Source organism: Nocardia anaemiae NBRC 100462 (assembly GCF_001612725.1).
Lineage (GTDB): Bacteria > Actinomycetota > Actinomycetes > Mycobacteriales > Mycobacteriaceae > Nocardia > Nocardia anaemiae.
The window spans coordinates 1-19,228 of the sequence record NZ_BDAZ01000041.1 but is presented as its reverse complement, the minus strand read 5'-3'; the positions used below and the strand labels follow the sequence as shown (position 1 = coordinate 19,228).

Annotated in this window: 14 protein-coding genes and 1 pseudogene; 5 read left to right on the top strand and 10 right to left on the bottom strand. The window is 65.5% G+C overall.

Translation table 11 applies throughout. The annotated features are described in order from the left end of the window. Positions 1–88 precede the first annotated feature (88 nt). Positions 89–973, bottom strand: coding sequence for a sigma-70 family RNA polymerase sigma factor (locus NA5_RS23165; protein ID WP_062989504.1), 885 nt, complete (start codon positions 971–973; stop codon positions 89–91). A gap of 99 nt (positions 974–1,072) precedes the next feature. Between NA5_RS23165 and NA5_RS23160 the strand changes: the two genes are divergently transcribed. Then, entirely contained in the window at positions 1,073–1,420 is a 348-nt protein-coding gene (locus tag NA5_RS23160) for a DoxX family protein (RefSeq protein WP_062989502.1), read from the top strand. A gap of 459 nt (positions 1,421–1,879) precedes the next feature. On the opposite strand, the gene NA5_RS23155 is transcribed toward NA5_RS23160, so the two are convergent. From NA5_RS23155 to NA5_RS23140, 4 genes are all read right to left on the bottom strand, one after another. Beyond that, on the bottom strand, positions 1,880–3,478 hold the full coding sequence (locus NA5_RS23155) for a GMC family oxidoreductase (protein ID WP_245672354.1): 1,599 nt from the start codon (positions 3,476–3,478) through the stop codon (positions 1,880–1,882). Between the two features lie 105 nt (positions 3,479–3,583). Then, positions 3,584–4,945 (bottom strand): NtaA/DmoA family FMN-dependent monooxygenase, encoded by a 1,362-nt coding sequence (locus NA5_RS23150; RefSeq protein ID WP_062989426.1) that lies wholly within the window; start codon positions 4,943–4,945, stop codon positions 3,584–3,586. Then, positions 4,945–6,015 carry an LLM class flavin-dependent oxidoreductase gene (locus NA5_RS23145; protein ID WP_062989424.1) on the bottom strand — a complete coding sequence of 357 codons (1,071 nt, stop codon included), beginning with the start codon at positions 6,013–6,015 and terminating at the stop codon, positions 4,945–4,947. The genes NA5_RS23150 and NA5_RS23145 overlap by 1 nt, the downstream gene beginning before the upstream one ends. Before the next feature lie 129 nt (positions 6,016–6,144). Further along, positions 6,145–7,596: an MFS transporter gene (locus NA5_RS23140; protein ID WP_245672353.1), complete on the bottom strand. Its 1,452-nt coding sequence runs from the start codon at positions 7,594–7,596 to the stop codon at positions 6,145–6,147. A 388-nt stretch (positions 7,597–7,984) separates the two neighbouring features. Here NA5_RS23140 and car point away from each other — a divergent pair, with 388 nt between their 5' ends. Next, positions 7,985–11,464: a carboxylic acid reductase gene (car, locus tag NA5_RS23135; protein WP_062989422.1), complete on the top strand. Its 3,480-nt coding sequence runs from the start codon at positions 7,985–7,987 to the stop codon at positions 11,462–11,464. Here the strand turns inward: car and NA5_RS23130 are convergent, their stop codons facing one another. The 3 genes from NA5_RS23130 to NA5_RS23120 are packed head-to-tail and all read right to left on the bottom strand — an operon-like array spanning position 11,465 to position 14,451. Continuing rightward, positions 11,465–12,088 carry a TetR/AcrR family transcriptional regulator gene (locus NA5_RS23130; RefSeq protein ID WP_157110585.1) on the bottom strand — a complete coding sequence of 208 codons (624 nt, stop codon included), beginning with the start codon at positions 12,086–12,088 and terminating at the stop codon, positions 11,465–11,467. It abuts the gene before it with no gap. 12 nt (positions 12,089–12,100) lie between these two features. Next, positions 12,101–12,976: an SDR family oxidoreductase gene (locus NA5_RS23125; RefSeq protein ID WP_245672352.1), complete on the bottom strand. Its 876-nt coding sequence runs from the start codon at positions 12,974–12,976 to the stop codon at positions 12,101–12,103. After that, on the bottom strand, positions 12,973–14,451 hold the full coding sequence (locus NA5_RS23120; protein WP_062989413.1) for a flavin-containing monooxygenase: 1,479 nt from the start codon (positions 14,449–14,451) through the stop codon (positions 12,973–12,975). The genes NA5_RS23125 and NA5_RS23120 overlap by 4 nt, the downstream gene beginning before the upstream one ends. A 182-nt stretch (positions 14,452–14,633) precedes the next feature. Between NA5_RS23120 and NA5_RS23115 the strand changes: the two genes are divergently transcribed. Beyond that, complete coding sequence (locus tag NA5_RS23115) at positions 14,634–16,103, top strand: bifunctional phosphatase PAP2/diacylglycerol kinase family protein (protein WP_062989411.1); 1,470 nt, start codon at positions 14,634–14,636, stop codon at positions 16,101–16,103. A 9-nt stretch (positions 16,104–16,112) separates the two neighbouring features. Here the strand turns inward: NA5_RS23115 and NA5_RS23110 are convergent, their stop codons facing one another. After that, positions 16,113–17,573 (bottom strand): aminotransferase class I/II-fold pyridoxal phosphate-dependent enzyme, encoded by a 1,461-nt coding sequence (locus NA5_RS23110; RefSeq protein ID WP_062989410.1) that lies wholly within the window; start codon positions 17,571–17,573, stop codon positions 16,113–16,115. A 119-nt stretch (positions 17,574–17,692) separates the two neighbouring features. Between NA5_RS23110 and NA5_RS23105 the strand changes: the two genes are divergently transcribed. After that, the gene (locus NA5_RS23105) at positions 17,693–18,247 is read left to right on the top strand and encodes a hemerythrin domain-containing protein (RefSeq protein ID WP_062989695.1); all 555 of its coding nucleotides are present in this window, start codon (positions 17,693–17,695) and stop codon (positions 18,245–18,247) included. 49 nt (positions 18,248–18,296) lie between these two features. On the opposite strand, the gene NA5_RS40560 is transcribed toward NA5_RS23105, so the two are convergent. Further along, complete coding sequence (locus NA5_RS40560) at positions 18,297–18,542, bottom strand: hypothetical protein (RefSeq protein ID WP_157110583.1); 246 nt, start codon at positions 18,540–18,542, stop codon at positions 18,297–18,299. Positions 18,543–18,865: 323 nt separating this feature from the next. On the opposite strand from NA5_RS40560, the pseudogene NA5_RS23100 reads away from it, so the two are divergent. Continuing rightward, positions 18,866–19,228 (top strand): annotated as a pseudogene (locus NA5_RS23100) (hypothetical protein); the annotation flags it as partial.

The window sequence follows — 19,228 nt, the reverse complement described above, 5'->3', positions numbered from 1 at the left end:
CCGGATCGGCCGCCGAGGCGAGTCATAGGGTGGTTCGGAGGCATTCCGTAAGCGACCATTCGACTTGCGTCGGCGATGGGCAGCGAACTCAGGGCAATTCGGGAAGGACGGCGATGTCCAGTTGCCGCAGGCGGGCCGGATCGGCGATCACCTCGTAGCCCGCGATTCGGTCGCCCTGGACCGTAACCGCAAGTGCGAGGAGCAGTTTGCCGCGCGGCGCGACAATGACGCCGACCGCGCCGTCGACCAGCGCGAGCGCGGCGACCTGCGAGCGGCGGCGCAGGATGACGGTCTCCCTGGCCACCGACCGCGCACCCCGCGCGATTGGCGCCATACCCGAGGGCAACGCGGCCGGATCGGCCGTACGCACAACATCGGGCGCGAGGACCGCGAGCAGTGCGTCGAGATCGCCGCTGCGGGCGGCGGCGAGGAAGGCATCAACGACCTGCCGCTGCTGCGCGAGTTCGGCGGTGGACGCGGTCGCATCGCCGCGCGCCCGCGTTCGGGCCCGGCTGGCCAGCTTCTTGGTGGCGGCGCTCGTGCGCCCGACGATCGGCGCGATCTGATCGAAGGGCACGGCGAACATATCGTGTAGCACGAACGCCACCCGCTCATCGGGACCGAGCCTGTCCAGCACTACCAGTAGCGCGCGTCCGACCGAATCGATCAGCACCGCTTCGCTTTCCGGATCGCGGTCGTAGGCGGTGTCGCCGAGTTCGGCGATCCGATCGATCGGATCCTCGCGCCGCGCGACCCGCGAGCGCAGCATATCGAGGCAGATCCGGGAGACCACCGTGGTCAGCCACCCCGCCAGATTCTCGACATCGCTGGTGTCGGAGCGGTCCAGCCGCAGCCAGGCCTCCTGCACGGCGTCATCGGCTTCGGTGGCCGACCCGAGCATTCGGTAGGCGACCGCATGCAGGTGATCGCGGTGCGTCTCGAATCGTCGCGCCAACAATTCCTGTGCGTGCATCGGTCACCTTTCGCGGTCGGCATCCGTCACGTGAGTGAGGCGATCGGACCATCCACGATCGCAGACCCGCAGCACCGAGATACCCGGAGGGTAGTTCCCATGTCTATCGCCTATGTCGTCGTCACCATCCTCGCCGCCGTAGCCGCATTCGTCGCCACCGGCTTCGATATCGTCGAAGCGGAGCGGGTGCGCGAAAGGATGCGCGGCTACGGCCTCCCGCAATGGACTCTCAACCCGCTGGCCATCCTGAAAGCCCTCGGTGGCCTCGGCCTCTTGATCGGCCTGGCCATCCCGCCACTCGGCCTCACCGCCGCCGTCTGCCTGGTGCTGTACTTCCTCGGCGCGGAAATCACCATCATCCGCGCCAAGTGGTACACCGACATCGCGTACCCGATGCCCTACCTGATCCTGTCCGCGGCCTCGCTCGCGCTGTTCGCCTACGCCTGACCCGGCCATGCCCGCGCGGCCCCCGATCCAGCCCGTCGCACCGCCGACCACTGGAGTCGTCGCGTCGGATGCTGTCGCGCTGCTGGTGGCGGCGAGCAAGGCGTCCACGACATGCCGCTGCTGCCCGAGTTCGACGCGGTCGCATTCCCGCGCACGGGCCCTGCCAACGAGGATGTCGTCAACTGGGTGGCCGTCGCTCGCCGGGGCCGTTGTCTCGCGGGGTGCCCGTCGCGACGAGGCGGGCATTCGATCGGTCGAGCAGGCGGTCGACATTCGATGCGGCACAGCATCTTATGCGGATGTGCATGCGATGCGATATTGCACCGCATGCCATTTCGAGCCCGATTTTCGCGGCACAGCTGCCCAGGCCGACAGATTCCCTTGTCCGCTCGGCATATTCTGCGGATCCGACCGGCAACATGCCCGCGCGCGGCCCATCGAGCCGTCGCCTACGGCACGCTATCCACGCAGGATGAACTGAGCCGCCTGTTCACCGACGAACACACTCGGCGCGTGCGTGTGCCCGCGGATCAGCAATGGCATCACCGACGCGTCGGCAACGCGGAGTCCTTGCACTCCACGCACTTCCAGGCGCGGTGTGACGACACTGCCCGCATCGGTGCCCATCCGACAGGTGCCGACAGGGTGATACAGGGTGTGCGAGTAGCCGTTCAAGGTCAGTTCCATCGCGGCCTCGAGCTGGGCCGGAGCCTGCGGAGGATAGATCAGCGGTCCGAGCACCGCCTTCAGCGCCGGAGCAGCCGCCAGTTCGGCGCATACGCGTAGACCGGACATGATCGCGGCCCGGTCCGCGCCGCCGCTATCGGACAGATAGCGCGGGTCGATGATCGGTTTGGCCGTGGGATCAGCCGAACCCAGCGAGATCCGGCCGCGACTGTGCGGCCGCAGCAGCACCGTCGCCAGCACGACCCCGTGCCCGGTTGGATCCTCGAGCCCCTCGTAGAAGAACGGCGCGGGCGCGAAAATCAGCTCCAGGTCCGGCAATTCGAGATCGGATCGGCTGCGGATGAACCCATAGGCCTCACCGACATTGGAGGTGAGCATGCCGCGGTGCCGGATCAGATAATCGAGTAGCTGACGCGGCTGCTCCGCCGCGAACAGCGAATCGGATTCGACGCCGTAGCCGAGCGCCGCCACCAAGTGGTCCTGCAGATTCGCGCCCACCTCGGGCGCATGATGCACAAGCGGAATGTGATGGCGCGATAGCTCGTCTTGATCGCCCACACCCGAGAGCATAAGCAGCTGCGGACTATTGATCGCCCCACCGCAGAGGATCACCTCGCGTCGGGCGGCCACCGTCTGGGTGACGCCGTCCTTGCGATACTCCACACCGGTGGCCCGCGGTCGGCCGTCCGATGAGGTCTCGAAGATGATCCGCGACGCGAGCGCCTCGGCGTATACGGTGAGATTCGGACGGCGCATCGCAGGCTTCAGATACGCATCGGCCGTACTCCACCGCCTGCCACCGTGCTGGGTGACCATGGTCTCGCTGAACCCCTCCGGCCGCGGCCGGTTCGGCGGCTCCACCCGGAACCCGGATTCCTTGACCGCGGTCAGATATGCCGCGGTCAGCGCGCGTGGACTGCGCTGCCGCGAAATGTGCAGCGGCCCGGTCGCGCCCTCATCCGGATACTGGGCATCCTCGACGGTCTCGATCTTGCGGAATTGCTCGACCGCCGCCGAGAACCCCCACTCGTCCCCGGCCAGCAAGGCCCACTCGTCATAGTCGGCACGGAATCCGCGCACCCACATCATCGCGTTCATCGACGACGAGCCGCCGAACATTTTGCCGCGCGGCCAGTAGATCTGCCGATTCTTCAGCTCGGGCTGCGGCTCGGTGAGGTAATCCCAATCCACCTCCGAACGGAACAGCTTCGCGAAGGCCGCCGGAATATGGACGAACTTGTTCTTATCCGGCGGTCCGGCCTCGAGCACCACCACCGATACATTCGGATCGACGCTGAGCCGGTTGGCCAGGACCGCACCGGCCGATCCGGACCCGACGATCACATAATCCGCGGTAACCCCTGCTTGCACTGTCCCACTCCGATCTGCACTGCGTATGGCAAACATACGAGTAAGACACGGTCTCGGGCTCGGTTTCCTGGCAAACAGCCATCTTTCGCGGATCGGACCCGGTGATCAACGCCTGGTCAGCGGCGGTCGCAGGCCGAGGTGTTGGCGCAGGGTGGTGCCGGTGTACTCGGTGCGGTACGAGCCGCGCTCCTGCAATTCCGGAATCAGCCAGTCGACGATCTCGTCGAGTCCGGTGGGCACCAGATACGGCGAGATATTGAAGCCGTGGGTCGCGCCGCTGCGGACCCAGCGGGTGAGTTCGTCGGCGACCTGGCTTGGCGTCCCGGCGAATCCGGACCGCTGCGAGGTCTCGATCGCGACCTGGCGCAGCGACAGATTCTTGGCCTCGGCCAGCGCCCGCCACTGCCGGGCGATCGCCACCGGATCCTGACCGTCGCGCTGTGCGCCGCGCTCACCCGAAATCACTCGGGGCCGCGGATCGTCCGCGGGCAGCGGACCGTCCGGGTCGAGATCCGACAGGTCACGGCCCCAGACCTGCCCGACCAGGGAAAGCGCGGTCTGACCGGTGAACTGGCCCTCCAGCACCCAGCGCGCCTTCTCCTCGACCTCGGATTCCCGCTCGGCCAATACGATCTGGGTGCCGGGCAGGATCTTGATGTCATCGGCCGGACGGCCCACGCGTTCCAGGCGTGCCCGAATATCGTCAGCGAATGCGAGTGCGGCGTCGAAGTGTGTGCCGTGTCTGGAGAAGATGACCTCGGCATGGGCCGCCGCGAAATCGCGGCCCGCCGGTGAATCACCGGCCTGGAAGATCACCGGATGGCCCTGGGCGCTGCGCGGCAGGGTCGGCGTGATCGAGACCTGGAAGTGCTCGTTGTCGCGGACCACTGTCCGCACCGAATCCGGTGCGGCCCAGTCGATATCGTGACGCGAGGTCGCGATAGCCTTGTCGGCCCAGGCATCCCAGATCTCGCGGGCGGTCCGAATGAATTCGCCCGCGCGCTCGTAGCGTTGTGCGTGGTCGAGGAAGCCGCCGCGCCGGAAATTCGCCCCGGTCCAGGCATTGTCGGTGGTTACCGCATTCCAGCCCGCACGGCCACCGGACAGCAGATCCAGGCTTGCGAGTCGTCGCGCGAGATCGGCGGGTTCGTTGTAGGTGGTGTTCTGGGTGGCGACCAGACCGATTCGGCTGGTGATCCCGGCCAGCGCCGCCAGCTGGGCAATGGCGTCGGGACGCCCGGCGATATCGGTGTCGAGCAGCTGTCCGTTCTGCTCGCGCAGGCGCAGGCCCTCACCGAGGAAGAATGCGTCGAAGAGTCCGCGCTCGGCGGTGGCGACGATATGCCGGAAGGTTTCGAAGTCGATCTGCGAGCCGCTGCTGGCATCCGACCAGATGGTGCTGTGGTTGACGCCCTGGAAGAAAACGCCGAAATGAACCTGTGCGTCAGGGAAAGGGACCTCGGACATCAGTGCTGATCCTTCGCATAACGGTTGACCGGCCGCTGCAGTCCGAGATTGGCGCGCAGGGTCGAACCCGGCACCGGTCGGTGGGTCACACCGGCGCGGAAGAGTGCGGGCAGGACGTAGCGCGCCAGCGCCGGGAGGTCTTCGTCGATGACGGCCGGATGCAGTCGCACGCCGTCGACGTGGTCAGCGAGTTCGGTGATGAGGCGGACGAGTTCGGTGGGGGAGCCCGAGAACGTCAGGCGCTCGGTGCGATTCGCGACCGGGTAGCTATCGAGTTCGGCGAGACGTTCGGCGGCCGTCGCGTCCGGAATGTCCAGGGCGACATCGAGTTCCGCGAATACCAGTGCGCCGGTGGCCCGCGCGCGGTCGGCAGCCGCCAGCGTCTGAGCGAGATCACTTCCGGTGACCAGGATGACGTCGGCATCGCCGGTGTCGTGCGCGAAGACGACCACCTGCCCCTGTGGCGGGCGAGGCACGATCGCCGGACCCTTCACCGAGAACGTCTCGCCGCTGAAGTCGATGTAGTGTAGCTTGTCTCGATCCAGGAATCGGCCCGCCGCATAGTCGCGGACCACGGCATCGTCCTGCCATGAATCCCACAGTCGACGTGCGACCTCGATCGAATCCCGTTGTTCGCGTGCGAGTTCCGCTTCGCCGGTGCGCGGCGGTCGGCCCCAGGTGGTCGCAGCCGCGGGATCGGTCGTCGCGAGCCATCCGCCGCGCCCGCGCGAGGCGTAATCGAGCGTGGCCAATTGCGACGAGGTATGGAACGGCTCGGCGTAGGTGGTCGCGACCGTGGCAACCAATCCGATGGTGCTGGTTGTCGCCGCGACGAACGAAGCCCGCGTCACCGCGTCGATTCGGCCCGCTGGATGCCCTTCGGACGGCGGCAGGATCGAATCGTCGAAGGTGGCCAGAATGAAACCGGCATTCTCGGCCGCGCCCACTCGTTTGCGCAGCGTATTGCCGGTGAGCAACTGATCGGGTGCATGTGCGGCCCGCCGCCACGCGGCCGGGTGATATCCCTCGCCATCCAGTTCGATGCCCACCGCGAAGACATTTCCGCTCATTGGTATGACGATCGTCAAACTTGTCCGGCAGCGCCATGATTTGCGTCGCGATGATCCGAATCCGTCCAGCTTTCGATCGCCTGGTGATCCCGGATTCGCCACCGCGCGAACCCGGGATCGTTGCCGCGTTTACCGCGCGGCGCGAGCCGACAGCGCCGCGGCGATCAATACCGTGACACCTTCCGCAATAGCCGTGCCGCCCAAGGCATGTGCGGCCGATAGCACCGTGCTGCCCGCGAGGCCCAGGAATACCGAGCCGAAGCACGCGATCCCGACCACGATGCCGAGCTGCACACTGGTCACCAGAATGCCACTGGCGTCGGCGGCGAGGGCCATCGGAATCCTGGCCAGGGTGCGGGTCATCAGCGGGCTGAACGCGAGGCCGAAGCCGATGCCCTGGATCCCGAAGACGACCAGTGGCAGCGGGCCGAAGTCGGCGCCGTTGCGCAGCATCGTGCCCAGTGTCACCATGGTGGCCGCGCCGATCACCAGGCCGAACGGAATCATGGTGGCGTGTAGGCGATGTGGGATGCGCTCCCAGTTCAGGCTGGCCAGCGCAAAGGTCGCGCCCATCGGAATGAACAGCAGACCAGCGTGCAGTGCGCTGTAGCCGAGGGTGCTCTGCAGGTGGATCGCCATGACGAACATCCAGCCACCGAAGGTCGCCATGATCGTGAACAGCGTGCCCGCGGTGAGCGCCAGGCCAGGTGACTTCAGCACCCGCTGGGCGAACAGCGGTTCACCGCCGCGTGCCGCGACGACCCGCTCGATCGCAACGAACAATCCGACACCGATGGCGCTGGCGCCCAACGCGATCCACGTCCACAGCGGCCAGTCCTGCTCATGCCCCAATACCAGCGGCAGCACCAGCAGCAGCACCGAGACGGTGAGCATGGTCAGACCCGCGAGATCAAGCTTGCGATCGAATCGCGCGGTGGCCGTGGGCAATACCCGCGGCGCGATGAGCAGCAGCACCGCACCGATCGGCACATTCACCAGAAAGACGCCGCGCCAACTGCTGCCGAACAGGTCGGCATTGACGATCAGTCCGCCCGCCACCTGGCCCACGACCATACCGCCGGAAATGATCGCCGAGTACGCGCTGAGTGCCTTGGCCCGGGCATTGCCGGTGAAATTCCGCTGGATCATCGTCATGATCTGCGGAATCATCGCCGCCGCCCCCGCACCCTGCAGGAACCGGAATACGATGAGCGAGAACTCATTCCAGGCCAACCCGCAAGCCAGCGAGGCAACGGTGAACACCGCGAGCCCGGTAATGAAGGTGCGGCGCTGGGTGAACCGATCACCCAGCCGAGCGCCGGTCACGAGCAGCACGGCGTAGGCGATCACATACCCCGCGACGATCAACTGCAACGCGGATCCACTGGTATGCAACGAAGTACGAATAGAAGGAATGGCCACATTCACGATCGACGCATCGAGCACCGCCATGAACTGTCCGGTGAGCAACACCGCGAGCACCGCGATGGTCCGCCGCGCACCCAGCGCGGCAGGTTGAACTGCCGGTTCCGCGACGGCCGACGTGGCCGCAGCGGTACTCGGCCGCAAGGTCTGAGTCATGCGATGAGCTTGCAACCGATCCGAAACCAGTAACAGGAGTCCGATAACACTGGTACTGGCAACACCTGGATACGGGCGGGTGGACGCGGCGAGATGTATATCGACGATATCGCTTTCGATCGCGAGCTGTCTCGGGCCGCGATATGTTCGTTCCTACCGAGGGAGGACCATGACCGCAGGTGACCTGCGGTAACAATGGAGAGTGGACCCGTCGAACAGTGTCTCGACAAGATGGGGTAGCGGGATCGTTTTGGTCTCCGGATCCAAGGCGCCGCGCCGCGCAGTGATTCGTCAGGTCAGCCGCCTGATTTGGCTCGAAGCTGGAATATTTAGCCAAGCTAACGTATTACTGGGTATAAGCGTCTTCAATGTGCGAAGGAGACTGGCCATGCTGAGTGAAATGCGGATGGAACGGCTCATGAGCCGCATTGCTGATCTGTACGCCACATATTCGGACATTCGCGACGCGCGACCGATTCCGGAGACTTTCGCCGCGATCCGCGAACCGGGAATGCGGCCCGCGCAGATCGCGGCGACGGTCATGGCGGCCTACGCCGATCGCCCCGCGCTCGGACATCGGGTCCGCGAACTGACCACGGAGGCATCGGGGCGGCGCACGCTGCGACTGCGGCCCGAATTCGCGACCATCACCTACGGCGAATTGTGGGCGCGGGTCGGTGCGATCGCCGCGGCCTGGCACCACGATCCCGAAAATCCCGTCAACGCAGGCGATTTCATCGCAACACTCGGCTTCACCAGTAGTGACTACACCACTCTCGATCTGGCCTGTCTGTATCTCGGTGCGGTTGCCGTACCGCTGCAGGCCGGTGCGGCACCGAAGCAGCTCTCGGCGATTATCGCCGAGACCGAACCGCGCATTCTCGCCGCGACCCCCGAAAACCTCACTACTGCAGTGGAATGCGTCCGCACCGGGCCAACACCGGAACGCCTCGTGGTCTTCGATTACCACCCCGACGACGATGATCATCGGGAGGCATTCGAATCCGCCCGCGACTGCCTGGCGAATACCCCGATAGTGCTGGAATCGCTGGAACAGGTGCTCGAACGCGGCCGTACCCTGCCGCCCGCACCACTGTTCGTACCCGAAAACGACGCCTTGGAGTTGCTGATCTACACCTCCGGCAGCACCGGCACCCCCAAGGGCGCGATGTACACCAGCCGGTTGGTAGCCGCGATGTGGTTGGCCCAGCCGGAGGTCGGGGGGATCGGCCTCAACTACATGCCGATGAGTCACATGGCTGGACACATGTCGCTCTACGGCGTGCTCGCCCGCGGCGGCACCGCGTATTTCACGGCCAAGAGCGACATATCGACGCTTTTCGAGGATATCGGCCTCGTCCGGCCGACCGAGATGTTCTTCGTGCCACGCGTCTGCGATATGGTCTTCCAGCGCTATCAGAGCGAAATGGAACGTCGCGCCGAACCGGATATCGACCGCGTTGAACTCGACCGTGCGGTGAAAACCGAGCTGCGCGAAAACTTCCTGGGCGGCCGATTCCTATCGCCCATCGTCGGCAGTGCGCCTCTGGCCGCCGAGATGAAGACATTCATGGAATCGGTCATCGAGATGGATCTGCACGATGGCTACGGTTCGACCGAGGCGGGTGGTGCCATCATGGTCGACAATGTGATCCGCCGTCCACCTGTACTCGACTACAAGCTGGTGGACGTGCCGGAGCTGGGATATTTCGGCACCGACCGGCCGCATCCGCGCGGTGAGCTACTGCTGAAGACCACCACCATGATTCCCGGGTACTACAAGCGTCCGGAGGTCACCGCGGAGATCTTCGACGCGGACGGCTTCTACCGGACCGGTGACATCGTGGCCGAACTCGGACCCGACGAGCTCGTGTACCTCGACCGTCGCAATAATGTGCTGAAGCTGTCCCAGGGCGAATTCGTCGCGGTCGCACACCTGGAATCCGTATATGCCAGCAGCCCGCTGCTCGAGCAGATCTTCGTGTACGGCAGCAGTGAGCGCGCCTACCTGCTCGCGGTGATCGTCCCGACCGAGGAAACGCTGCGCGGTGCTGATCCCAAAGCGGCACTGAGTGATTCGCTGCAACGCATCGCCAAGGAGGCCGACCTCGAGTCGTATGAGGTCCCGCGCGACTTCATCATCGAAACCGAACGCTTCACCACCGAAAACGGTCTGCTCTCCGGTATCGGTAAGTTATTGCGTCCCAAGCTGATCGAGCGCTACGGCGAGCGGCTACAGCAGTTGTACGCCGAGCTGGCCGCGGGTCAGGCGAACGAATTGCTCGCACTGCGCCGCGAAGCCGCGGACTTGCCGGTTCTGGAAACCGTTAGCCGAGCCGCGAGGGCCTTGCTCGGCTGCGCCGCAACGGATCTGCGACCGGATGCGCATTTCACCGACCTGGGCGGCGATTCCCTTGCCGCGCTGTCGTTTTCGAACCTGCTCCGCGATATTTTCGCCGTCGAGGTGCCGGTGGGCATTATCGTCAGTCCGGCCAATGGGCTGCGTGAGTTGGCGGAGTACGTCGAATCGGCGCGCGGATCCGGCGCGATCCGACCCACCTTCGCCGCGGTCCACACGCACGGTGATCTCGCGCGTGCCGATGAACTGACACTGGACAAGTTCATCGACTCGCAAACGCTTTCCATCGCAACAACTCTCCCACACACGACCGACACACAGGCGGTTCTGCTGACCGGTGCCAACGGCTACCTCGGCCGTTTCCTGTGCTTGGAATGGCTGGAGCGACTGGACAAGTCGGACGGCAGACTCATTTGCATCATCCGCGGCAAAGATGCCGCGGCAGCGCGGAAAAGGCTCGACGAGGCCTTCGACAGCGGTGATCCCGAGCTGCTGCGGCACTATCGTGAGCTGGCCGCCCGCCGCCTGGAAGTGCTGCCGGGTGATATCGGTGAGCCGAATCTCGGCCTGAATGATGTGGTGTGGCATCGGCTGGCCGACACCGTCGACCTGATCGTGCACCCCGCCGCGCTGGTCAACCATGTGCTGCCCTACGACCAGCTGTTCGGTCCCAATGTCGTCGGTACCGCCGAACTCATCCGCTTGGCCATCACCTCGCGCATCAAGCCCGTCACGTATCTGTCCACCGTCGCCGTCGCGGCCCAGATCAATCCGTCCTCCTTCGTGGAGGATGGCGATATCCGCGAAATCAGCCCCACGCGTGCCATCGACGACAGCTACGCCAACGGCTACGGCAACAGCAAATGGGCGGGGGAGGTCCTGCTACGTGAAGCGCACGATCTGTGCGGACTTCCGGTCGCCGTCTTCCGATCCGATATGATCCTGGCGCACAGCCGATTCGGCGGCCAGCTGAACATTCCGGACATGTTCACCCGACTGCTGCTGAGCCTGGTGGCCACCGGCATCGCCCCGTACTCCTTCTACGAAACCGATGCAGACGGCAAACGTCAACGCGCACACTACGACGGCCTGCCCGCCGACTTCACCGCCGAAGCGATCACCACCATAGGCGCCGAGGTGCGCACCGATTTCCACACCTTCGACGTGCTCAATCCGCACGACGACGGCGTTTCCCTGGACGAGTTCGTCGACTGGCTCATCGAATCCGGCCACCCCATCCGGCGGATCGATGACTATCAGGAATGGTTGAGCCGATTCGAAACCGCGCTGCGCAGCCTTCCGGAGAAACAGCGGCAGGCCTCGCTGCTACCGCTGTTGCACGCCTATAGCCGACCCGGTCGGCCGGTCCGTGGCGCCGCCATCCCGACACAGGGATTCACCGCTGCCGTACAAGCCGCGAAAGTCGGTGCCGAACAAGGTATTCCGCATCTGACGCCCGCGCTCATCGACAAGTACGTCAGCGATCTGCGATTGCATGGACTGCTGTAGTCAGGCGAGCCCGAGAATGGTGATGGTGAGCCGGGTGGCGTAATCGACCACCTCGTCGCGATTGGCCTCGACATCGCCGTCGAGCCAATCGAGGAACAGCGCCACGAGCGCGCCGGATATCGCGCTGACCGGTAGCGGAATCCGGCCCGACGTCGGAATGAAACGCGCGGCCTGCTCCGGTGCGAGTTGCGTGGCGACGAGCGTGACGAAGGCGGGGAGTGCGTCGGCGCCGCGGGCCCGCAGGGTGTCATCGGCGAGGGTCTCCCGGAACATGATCCGTCCGCGACGCGGATCGTCCGCGAAATATTGCGCTGCCGCGTCGAAAGCCGCCCGGGCGCGGGCGGTTTCGTCGTCAGGCGCATCGGCGAGCCGGACGATGACGGAGTCGACGAGCCCGCGTGCGGTCTGGTCGTAGATCTCGATGAGCAGGGCATCGCGATCGGCGAAGTTCTCGTAGAAGTAGCGCAGGCTCAGGCCCGCCGCACGGCAGACCGCGCGCATGGTGGTCGCCCGCGCGCCCTCGCCACCGAGCAGCGCGAATCCGGCACGCACGAGTTGCTCGCGGCGCTCGGCGGCGCGGCTGGCCATGGTGCTGCCGCGCCATGTGGTGGCTGACGAACTCACGGGTTGATCATGTCATGTGCCGCTGGACTCGCGTTGTTCCAGCTTGCGGAGCAGGACCCCCAATTGTTCGTCGGTGCTGAGGTACTGGTCCATCAGCACATTGATCGCACCGCGCAGCAGCGAATAGGGCTCCCAGACGCGGGGTGCGATGGTGCGCGGAGCCCGGTGGGCGATGCCGTCGGCGACGGCCAGCGCGGCCTGGGCCGCGCTGATGCGTTGGTTGAGCGGCCAGGGCAGCATGGCATCGGCCGCGCGACCGAATTCGTCGTCGTCGAGGGTGTGGTGGGTCATGGCGGTGTCGACGATGCCGAAATAGGCGACCCCGGCGGTCGCGCCGGAGGCGGCGAGTTCCACCCGCAGCGCCCGGCCCAGCTGTTCCACACCGGCCTTGCTGATCATGTAGGGGGACCCGCCCATGCCCGGCGCGAACGCCGCGCAGGAGGAAACCACGACGACATGGCCGCGGGTGGCGACGATATCGTCGAGCGCCGGTCGCACGGTATTGAAGACGCCGGTCAGGTTGACCGCGATGACCCGGTCGAAATCCGCGGGATCCATCGTGCGCAGCGTGGCGGGAGTCGGGGTGATTCCGGCATTGGCGATCACGAGATCGATGCGGCCGAATCGGTCGCGGACCGTCGCCATGGCGGCGACCATACTGTCGCGGTCGGCGACATCGGCGCGCAGCGCGATCGCTCTGGACCCCAGACGTGACGCGGCAGTGCGCACCTTTGCCTCGTCCAGGTCGAGCATGACGACCCGCGCGCGGCGGCGGTGCAGGATCTGCGCCAGTTCGGCGCCGATGCCGCGTCCGGCGCCGGTGATCACCACCACCTTGTCGGCCACGTCGAAGGTGTCATTGGTCGGCAGCAGCCGCAGCAGGTTCACGATGCCTCGATCAGGTAGGCATCGGAATCGAATCGCATGGTGCGCCTGGCGTATTCGAAACTCCAGTTCGGATACAGCCCGGCATTGTGTTGGCCGTCGGCGGTCTGGTAATAGCTGCGGCAGCCGCCGGTGACCCATACCGTATCGCGGCTGCGCTGCTCCATCTCCTCGACGAAGTCGCGCTGCACCTGCGGTCGCACCTCGATGCGGCGAAGTCCGTTGTCGCGCATGTTCTTTACCGCGTCAACGATATAGCGGATCTGGGCCTCGATCATGAAGATCGCCGACTGGTTCCCGGCCGCGCCGAACGGGCCGAGGGTGGTGAAGAAGTTCGGAAATCCGGTCACGGTGGTGCCGAGATAGCTGCGTGGGCGTTCCCGATACAGCTGTGCGAGTGTGCGTCCGGCGGTGTCGTGGACGGCCTCGAATATCCGTGGTGGCACACCGAATCCGGTGCCCCAGATGATCGTGTCCACCTCGTGTTCGGTGCCGTCCACCGTGACGATCGAGCGCTGCCGGATCTCGGCGATCCCGGCGGTCTCCACCTCGACATTGGGCTTGGACAGCGCGGGGTAGTAGGCGTCGGAGAAGATCGCGCGTTTGCAGCCGATCATGTAGTCGGGCGTCAGTTTTCGGCGCAGGGCCGGATCGGCCACCTGGCGACGCAGCTGTAATCGGCCAAGTGCCTCGAACGGATGACGGAATCGCTTGTCCACGAACCCGACCAGCCCGAATCCTTCGATGCCGGTGAAGTACGCGGCGCGGATCGTCTTTCCCAGCAGGGGCATCCGGCGCAGGAGGGTGCGCTCGACGGTGCTGGTCGCCCAATCCACGCGCGGCACGATCCACGGTGCCGAACGCTGGAACACCGTGAGCCGTTCCACCATGGGCTGGATCTCGGGAATGAACTGCACCGCGGACGCGCCGGTGCCGATCACCGCGACCCGCTCACCGGTCAGATCGTGGTCGTGATCCCAGTGCAGGGAATGGAATTGCGTGCCGGTGAAATTCGCGATGCCGGGCAGGCGGGGGATCTGTGCTTCGCTGAACGGCCCGATCGCCGAGACCAGGACATCGGCGGTCAGCGTGCCCTGCCCGGTGCGAATGCGCCATCGTCCGGCCGCCTCGTCCCATCCGGCGTCGAGTACCTCGGTGTCGTACCGAATATGTTGTGGCACATCGTATTTATTCGCGACACCGCGCAAGTACTCGAGGATCTCCGGCTGGGTGCCGTAGCGGTGCGACCAATTCGGATTCGGGGCGAAAGAATACGAATACAGTATCGAAGGCACATCACACGCACAGCCCGGGTAAGTGTTCGCGCTCCAGGTACCGCCGAGGTCGCGGCCGCGTTCCAGGATGACGAAGTCGCGGAACCCGGCCTCGCGCAGCTTCACCGCCAACCCGATACCGGCGAACCCGGCTCCGATGACAACGATCGGCACATGGTCGGGGCGCGTCGTCGGCTGATCCATCGTGCACTCCTCCGGACGAGTCCGCGCGCCCAAGCTTATGGGAATCGGTCGATTCCAATAGAATCAGATGATTCCTTTGTGGCCGGTCATGTGTCAAGGTCGAGCGGGGTTATCGCAGGTCAACCGTCATTTCGGGGATAGCGGCGCAGCATGTGTCGTAGCAGACCGGATAGCCTGTGGGCATGCGTAGGCAGTCATCCAGGCTCGCGAGGCACGAGGACAGCTGGCTGGTGGCGCGCAGTGCGCGGGTGCGACCGACCGCCGCCGATCGGTTCCTGCGGACACTGAGCATGAGCGCCGACCACAGTCGGTTGTGGATGGTGGTGGCCGCGCTGATGTCGATGGACGGTCGAGCACCGCGGCGGGCGGCCGTGCGCGGGCTGGTCTCGGTGGCGCTGGCCAGTTCGGTGGCGAACGGCATTGCCAAGCCATTGTTTCCGCGCCGCCGACCGCCCGACGAATCGGTGCCCTTCGTGCGAAGACTGGTGAAACCGCCGGTGTCCTCCTCATTCCCATCCGGCCACTCCGCGTCCGCGGCGGCCTTCGCAACCGGCGTTGCCCTGGAATCTCCGGCCGCCGCGGTCATTGTCGCCCCGATCGCGGTGGCCGTCGGCTACTCGCGCGTGCACATCGGGGTCCATTGGCCCTCCGATGTGATCGTGGGCGGTGCGATGGGCGCTGCGATCGCCCTCGGTACCCGGCGTTGGTGGGCGCAGCGCGACGATGAGCCCGCCGAACTGGGCCCGCATCAACGAATCACTCCGATACACAATGGATTCGGGCTTTTGCTGGTGATCAATCCCGGCGCGGGCGGTGGCACCGGCTCCGAGCAGCTGCGGTTACTACACGAAAAAGTGCCCGCCGCAGAGTTTTTGACGATGACCGATGATCTCATCGCCCAGCTCGAGGAACGAGTCGCCCGCGACGATATCGTCGCACTCGGCGTATTCGGCGGCGACGGAACGGTTTCGGCTGTCGCCGCGGCAGCTGTCGAATATCGGCTGCCACTGGCGGTATTCGCCGGTGGAACCCTGAACCATTTCGCCCGCGATACTGGTGTGGAATGCCTCGAGCACACCCTGGCCGCATTGGAATCGGGCGACGCGGTCCGAACCGATACCGCCGAGGTGCGATCCGATGGACTCGACCGACGAACCTTCGTCAATACCGCCAGCCTCGGCGGCTATCCCGACTTCGTCCGTCTTCGTGAACGCTGGGAGCCGCGTCTGGGCAAATGGCCCGCCGCGGGAATCGCCATGATGCGCGTACTGTTTCGGGCCCAGCCGCTACCGACGACCATCGACGGCACCCGTACCGCGATCTGGATGCTGTTCGTCGGCAACGGCCACTACCGCCCCGCCCATCAGATCCCGATGTCGCGTCCCGCGCTGCACCACGGCGCCCTCGATATTCGATATCTGCGCGCGGACCTGCGGTTTTCGCGAACCCGCCTGATCTGGGCCACCCTCACCGGCACCCTCGATCGCTCCGCGACCTACGTCAACCGACGCGCCGACCGGCTGACCGTGCACGTCGAGGACGGCCCGATCGCGCTCGCCACCGATGGCGAGGTCGATTTCCGCGGCGACGACTTCACGTTCACCAGCCGTCCCGCGACGCTCACATTGTTGCATCGGAGCGAGCCGAGTTGATGCCGTGCGTCAGTCGGCGACCACGCGCACCGTTCGCATCGAACTGTCGGCGGCATCGGGCACCACCATTCCGGCGTCCACCCCGGTGACCAGGTAGTCGATCACCGCCTCGTTCAACCGCTCCCCGGGCACTGCGACCGGAATGCCCGGTGGATACGGCGTGAGCTGCTCGGCGGCTATGCGTCCGGCCGCGGAGGTCATCTCGACCGTGTCGACCGGTCCGAAGAACGCGTCGCGGGGGAGCATGGTGGTTTCGAGTTCGAGTTCTTGCGGATCGGGAAGTCGAATCTGTTTCGGCGCCGGGATTTCCGATGCCGCCGCGCTCAGCGACAGCAGTGCGTCGAGCAGTCGCCTGGTGGTGGATTCGTCATCGGCCATCGACAGTGTCGCCATAATGCGGCGGTGATCGCTGAGACCGACGTCGATGCGCGCGTGCTCCCGCAGCCAGTCGGCGCACTGATAGCCGGACAGCCCGAGCTCGCCGACATCGATGAGGACCTGCATCCGGTCCAGGTCGTGCGAGGCCTCGGCGCCGAGCAGCTCGTCTTCCAGTACATGCAACCCCGGAATGTCCTCGATATCGGCACGCAGTTGTCCGGCCAATTTCAATGCGGCGCTGAGCAATTCGTGACCGTGCTCGACCATCTGGCGCCGCCACCCGTCCAACGCCGCGTACACCATGACATTCGGACTGGTGGTCATCAACAGATCCGCGCACGCCGAGAGGCGCTCGCGTTCGACGAGATCGCCCTGCACATGGAAGACCGAACCCTGCTCGAATCCACTGCCCATCTTGTGCACGCTGACCACACAGACATCGGCACCGGCATCCATCGCCCACGTGGGCAATTCCTCGTGGAACGGCAGATGCGCGCCCCACGCCTCGTCGACGATGAGCGCTTTGCCGCGTTCATGGCACACGTCGGCGATACCCCGGATATCGGCGCAGGTCCCGTACGGACTCGGGCTGACGATCAAGGCCCCCGCCGCATCCGGATAGCGCTCCCAGGTTTCGCGAATCTGCTCCGGCGACGGCGGATGGGACAGGTGCCGCTCGGCATCCCAGCGCGGGGTGATCCAGCGCGGCTGGACACCGGAGAAGATCAAACCGGCGACGATCGACTTGTGGCTGTCGCGCGCCACCAGCAGACCCGGCGAGCCACCCGCGACCGCGAGCATCGCCGCCTTGACCGACAGTGAACTACCGCAGGTCGAGAAGAACGCGTAGTCGGCGCCGACCGCATCGGCCATCAACTCCTCGGCCCGCGCCAGATAGCCACCACTTGCCTTGCGGTCGTCGAGCCCGCTGTTGCCAAGGACATCCGAACCGAAGGTATCGGCACCAAGGATGCGCCGCACGCGCTCGTCCGCGCCGCGGCCCTGTCGGTGGCCGGGCGGGGTGAAACCGTATCGTCCCAGCTCACGGTATTCGGCAAGGGCATCGAGTAAAGGGGCTGCGCCATGGTCCATATTGCCGACCTACCCAGGGGCGCAGGTGGCAAACGGCTCGCTGGCGAGTTTGCCCGTGGCGCGCTGGTCGGCCTTCGGAGGAAGATGTGTAATACCCCGCCGCAGAAATGAGGTGCACGATGGGAAAGCTGGATCAGAACGTGATCGATCTGCTGACCGCCCAGCACGAGCAGATCCGGCGCTTGCTCGACAAGCTGAGGTCGGGCCAGGACGATAAGCGCGAACTGTTCACCGAGCTGGTGCGCCTGCTCGCGGTGCACGAAACCGCCGAAGAGGAGGTCGTGCACGCGGTGGCGCGGCGGGCGGCCTTCGGCGCCGACGACATTATCGGGCCGAGATTGGCCGAGGAAAACGCGGTGAAGCGCGCACTGGCCGAACTGTACGACATGGGTGTCGACCACCCCGATTTCGATGCCAAGCTGGCCGCATTCGCCGATAAGGTCGCCGAACATGCCGCGCACGAGGAGACCGAGGAATTCCCCTTCCTGCTGAAGCAATTCTCGGTGAACCAACTCGAACGCTGGGCCGGAATGGTGCGCGCCGCCGAGCGGCTCGCCCCCACCCGGCCGCACCCGCATGCGGGCGAAACCGGCCTGGCGAACCTCATGACGAGTCCGCCACTGGCGGTATTCGACCGAGCACGGGATATCCTGCGCGACATGCGCTCCCACTGACGCAGAATGGATTCGAACTCTTCCCGTTGTGTTCCGTGATCTATATCCGTCACACAGGAGGAACGAAGCCCTCGCAGAACGCCAATGCTCCCCTGACTGTGGACCCCAGCCAGCCACCGCTGACTTCGGGTTCGGAGGCGCAGGTGGGGTGGCGCTCGTCGACCGTGACGGCATTGTGGTCTCCGGACCGGCTGAGAAGTTCACCGTGCAGTAGTGCGCACCCCGATTTCGCACCGGCACTCCACTCGGCGGTACCCGATGCCAGGATCTGGTCAGCCCATGCCTGAGTGATCATGGCCCGAGGTGCCGCCTGCGTATGCGGGAACGGCTCTGCCGGAAGACCTTCGGATGATCCCGGGTCTCGGAGCCGTTGCCGGGTGCTATCGAGTGCACGTTATGACGGAGTTCACTGAGCGGTGGGCTTGCCATGGCTGGTAAATGCCGGTGTTGCGCCGGGACGGGAAGTGCGAAATCTTCAGCCTGGGAATTTCCACATCATGACGACGTACCGATCCTGGTGATTGGGGGGACTGCTCGTGAACTGTTCGCGATCCACGTTGCGCGTTGGCGCCTCCGAGGTTTCGGCGCGCGTGTCGTTCCCGGAACACGGAGAGTGCCGTGACGCAGGCCGGGGATGAGGACCTCGCGGCGTTGGCCGATCGGATCGTGGCCGGGCTGCGTGAGATAGCCCCGCCCGGATGGCAGCGACTGGAGGCGCGCTTCGCGATGACCGTGGTCGCCGAATCGGCAGTCCTGATGGTCGATGACGGTAGCCGGTCGATCCGGTGCCCCGTACCCGATGCGGTGTTGGATGTGGTGCGTCGGCATCGGCAGGCGTCGGCAGGCGCGGACGGCGGGCCGTGGTGGCGGTGGCTGGTCGGCATCGATGCGGACGGTGTCGAGACCGCTGCCGATTACGGTGCGGTGCCGTTCCCCGGCGAGCAGCTGTTCGGACCGGAGGCCTATCTCGCCGACCTGGAA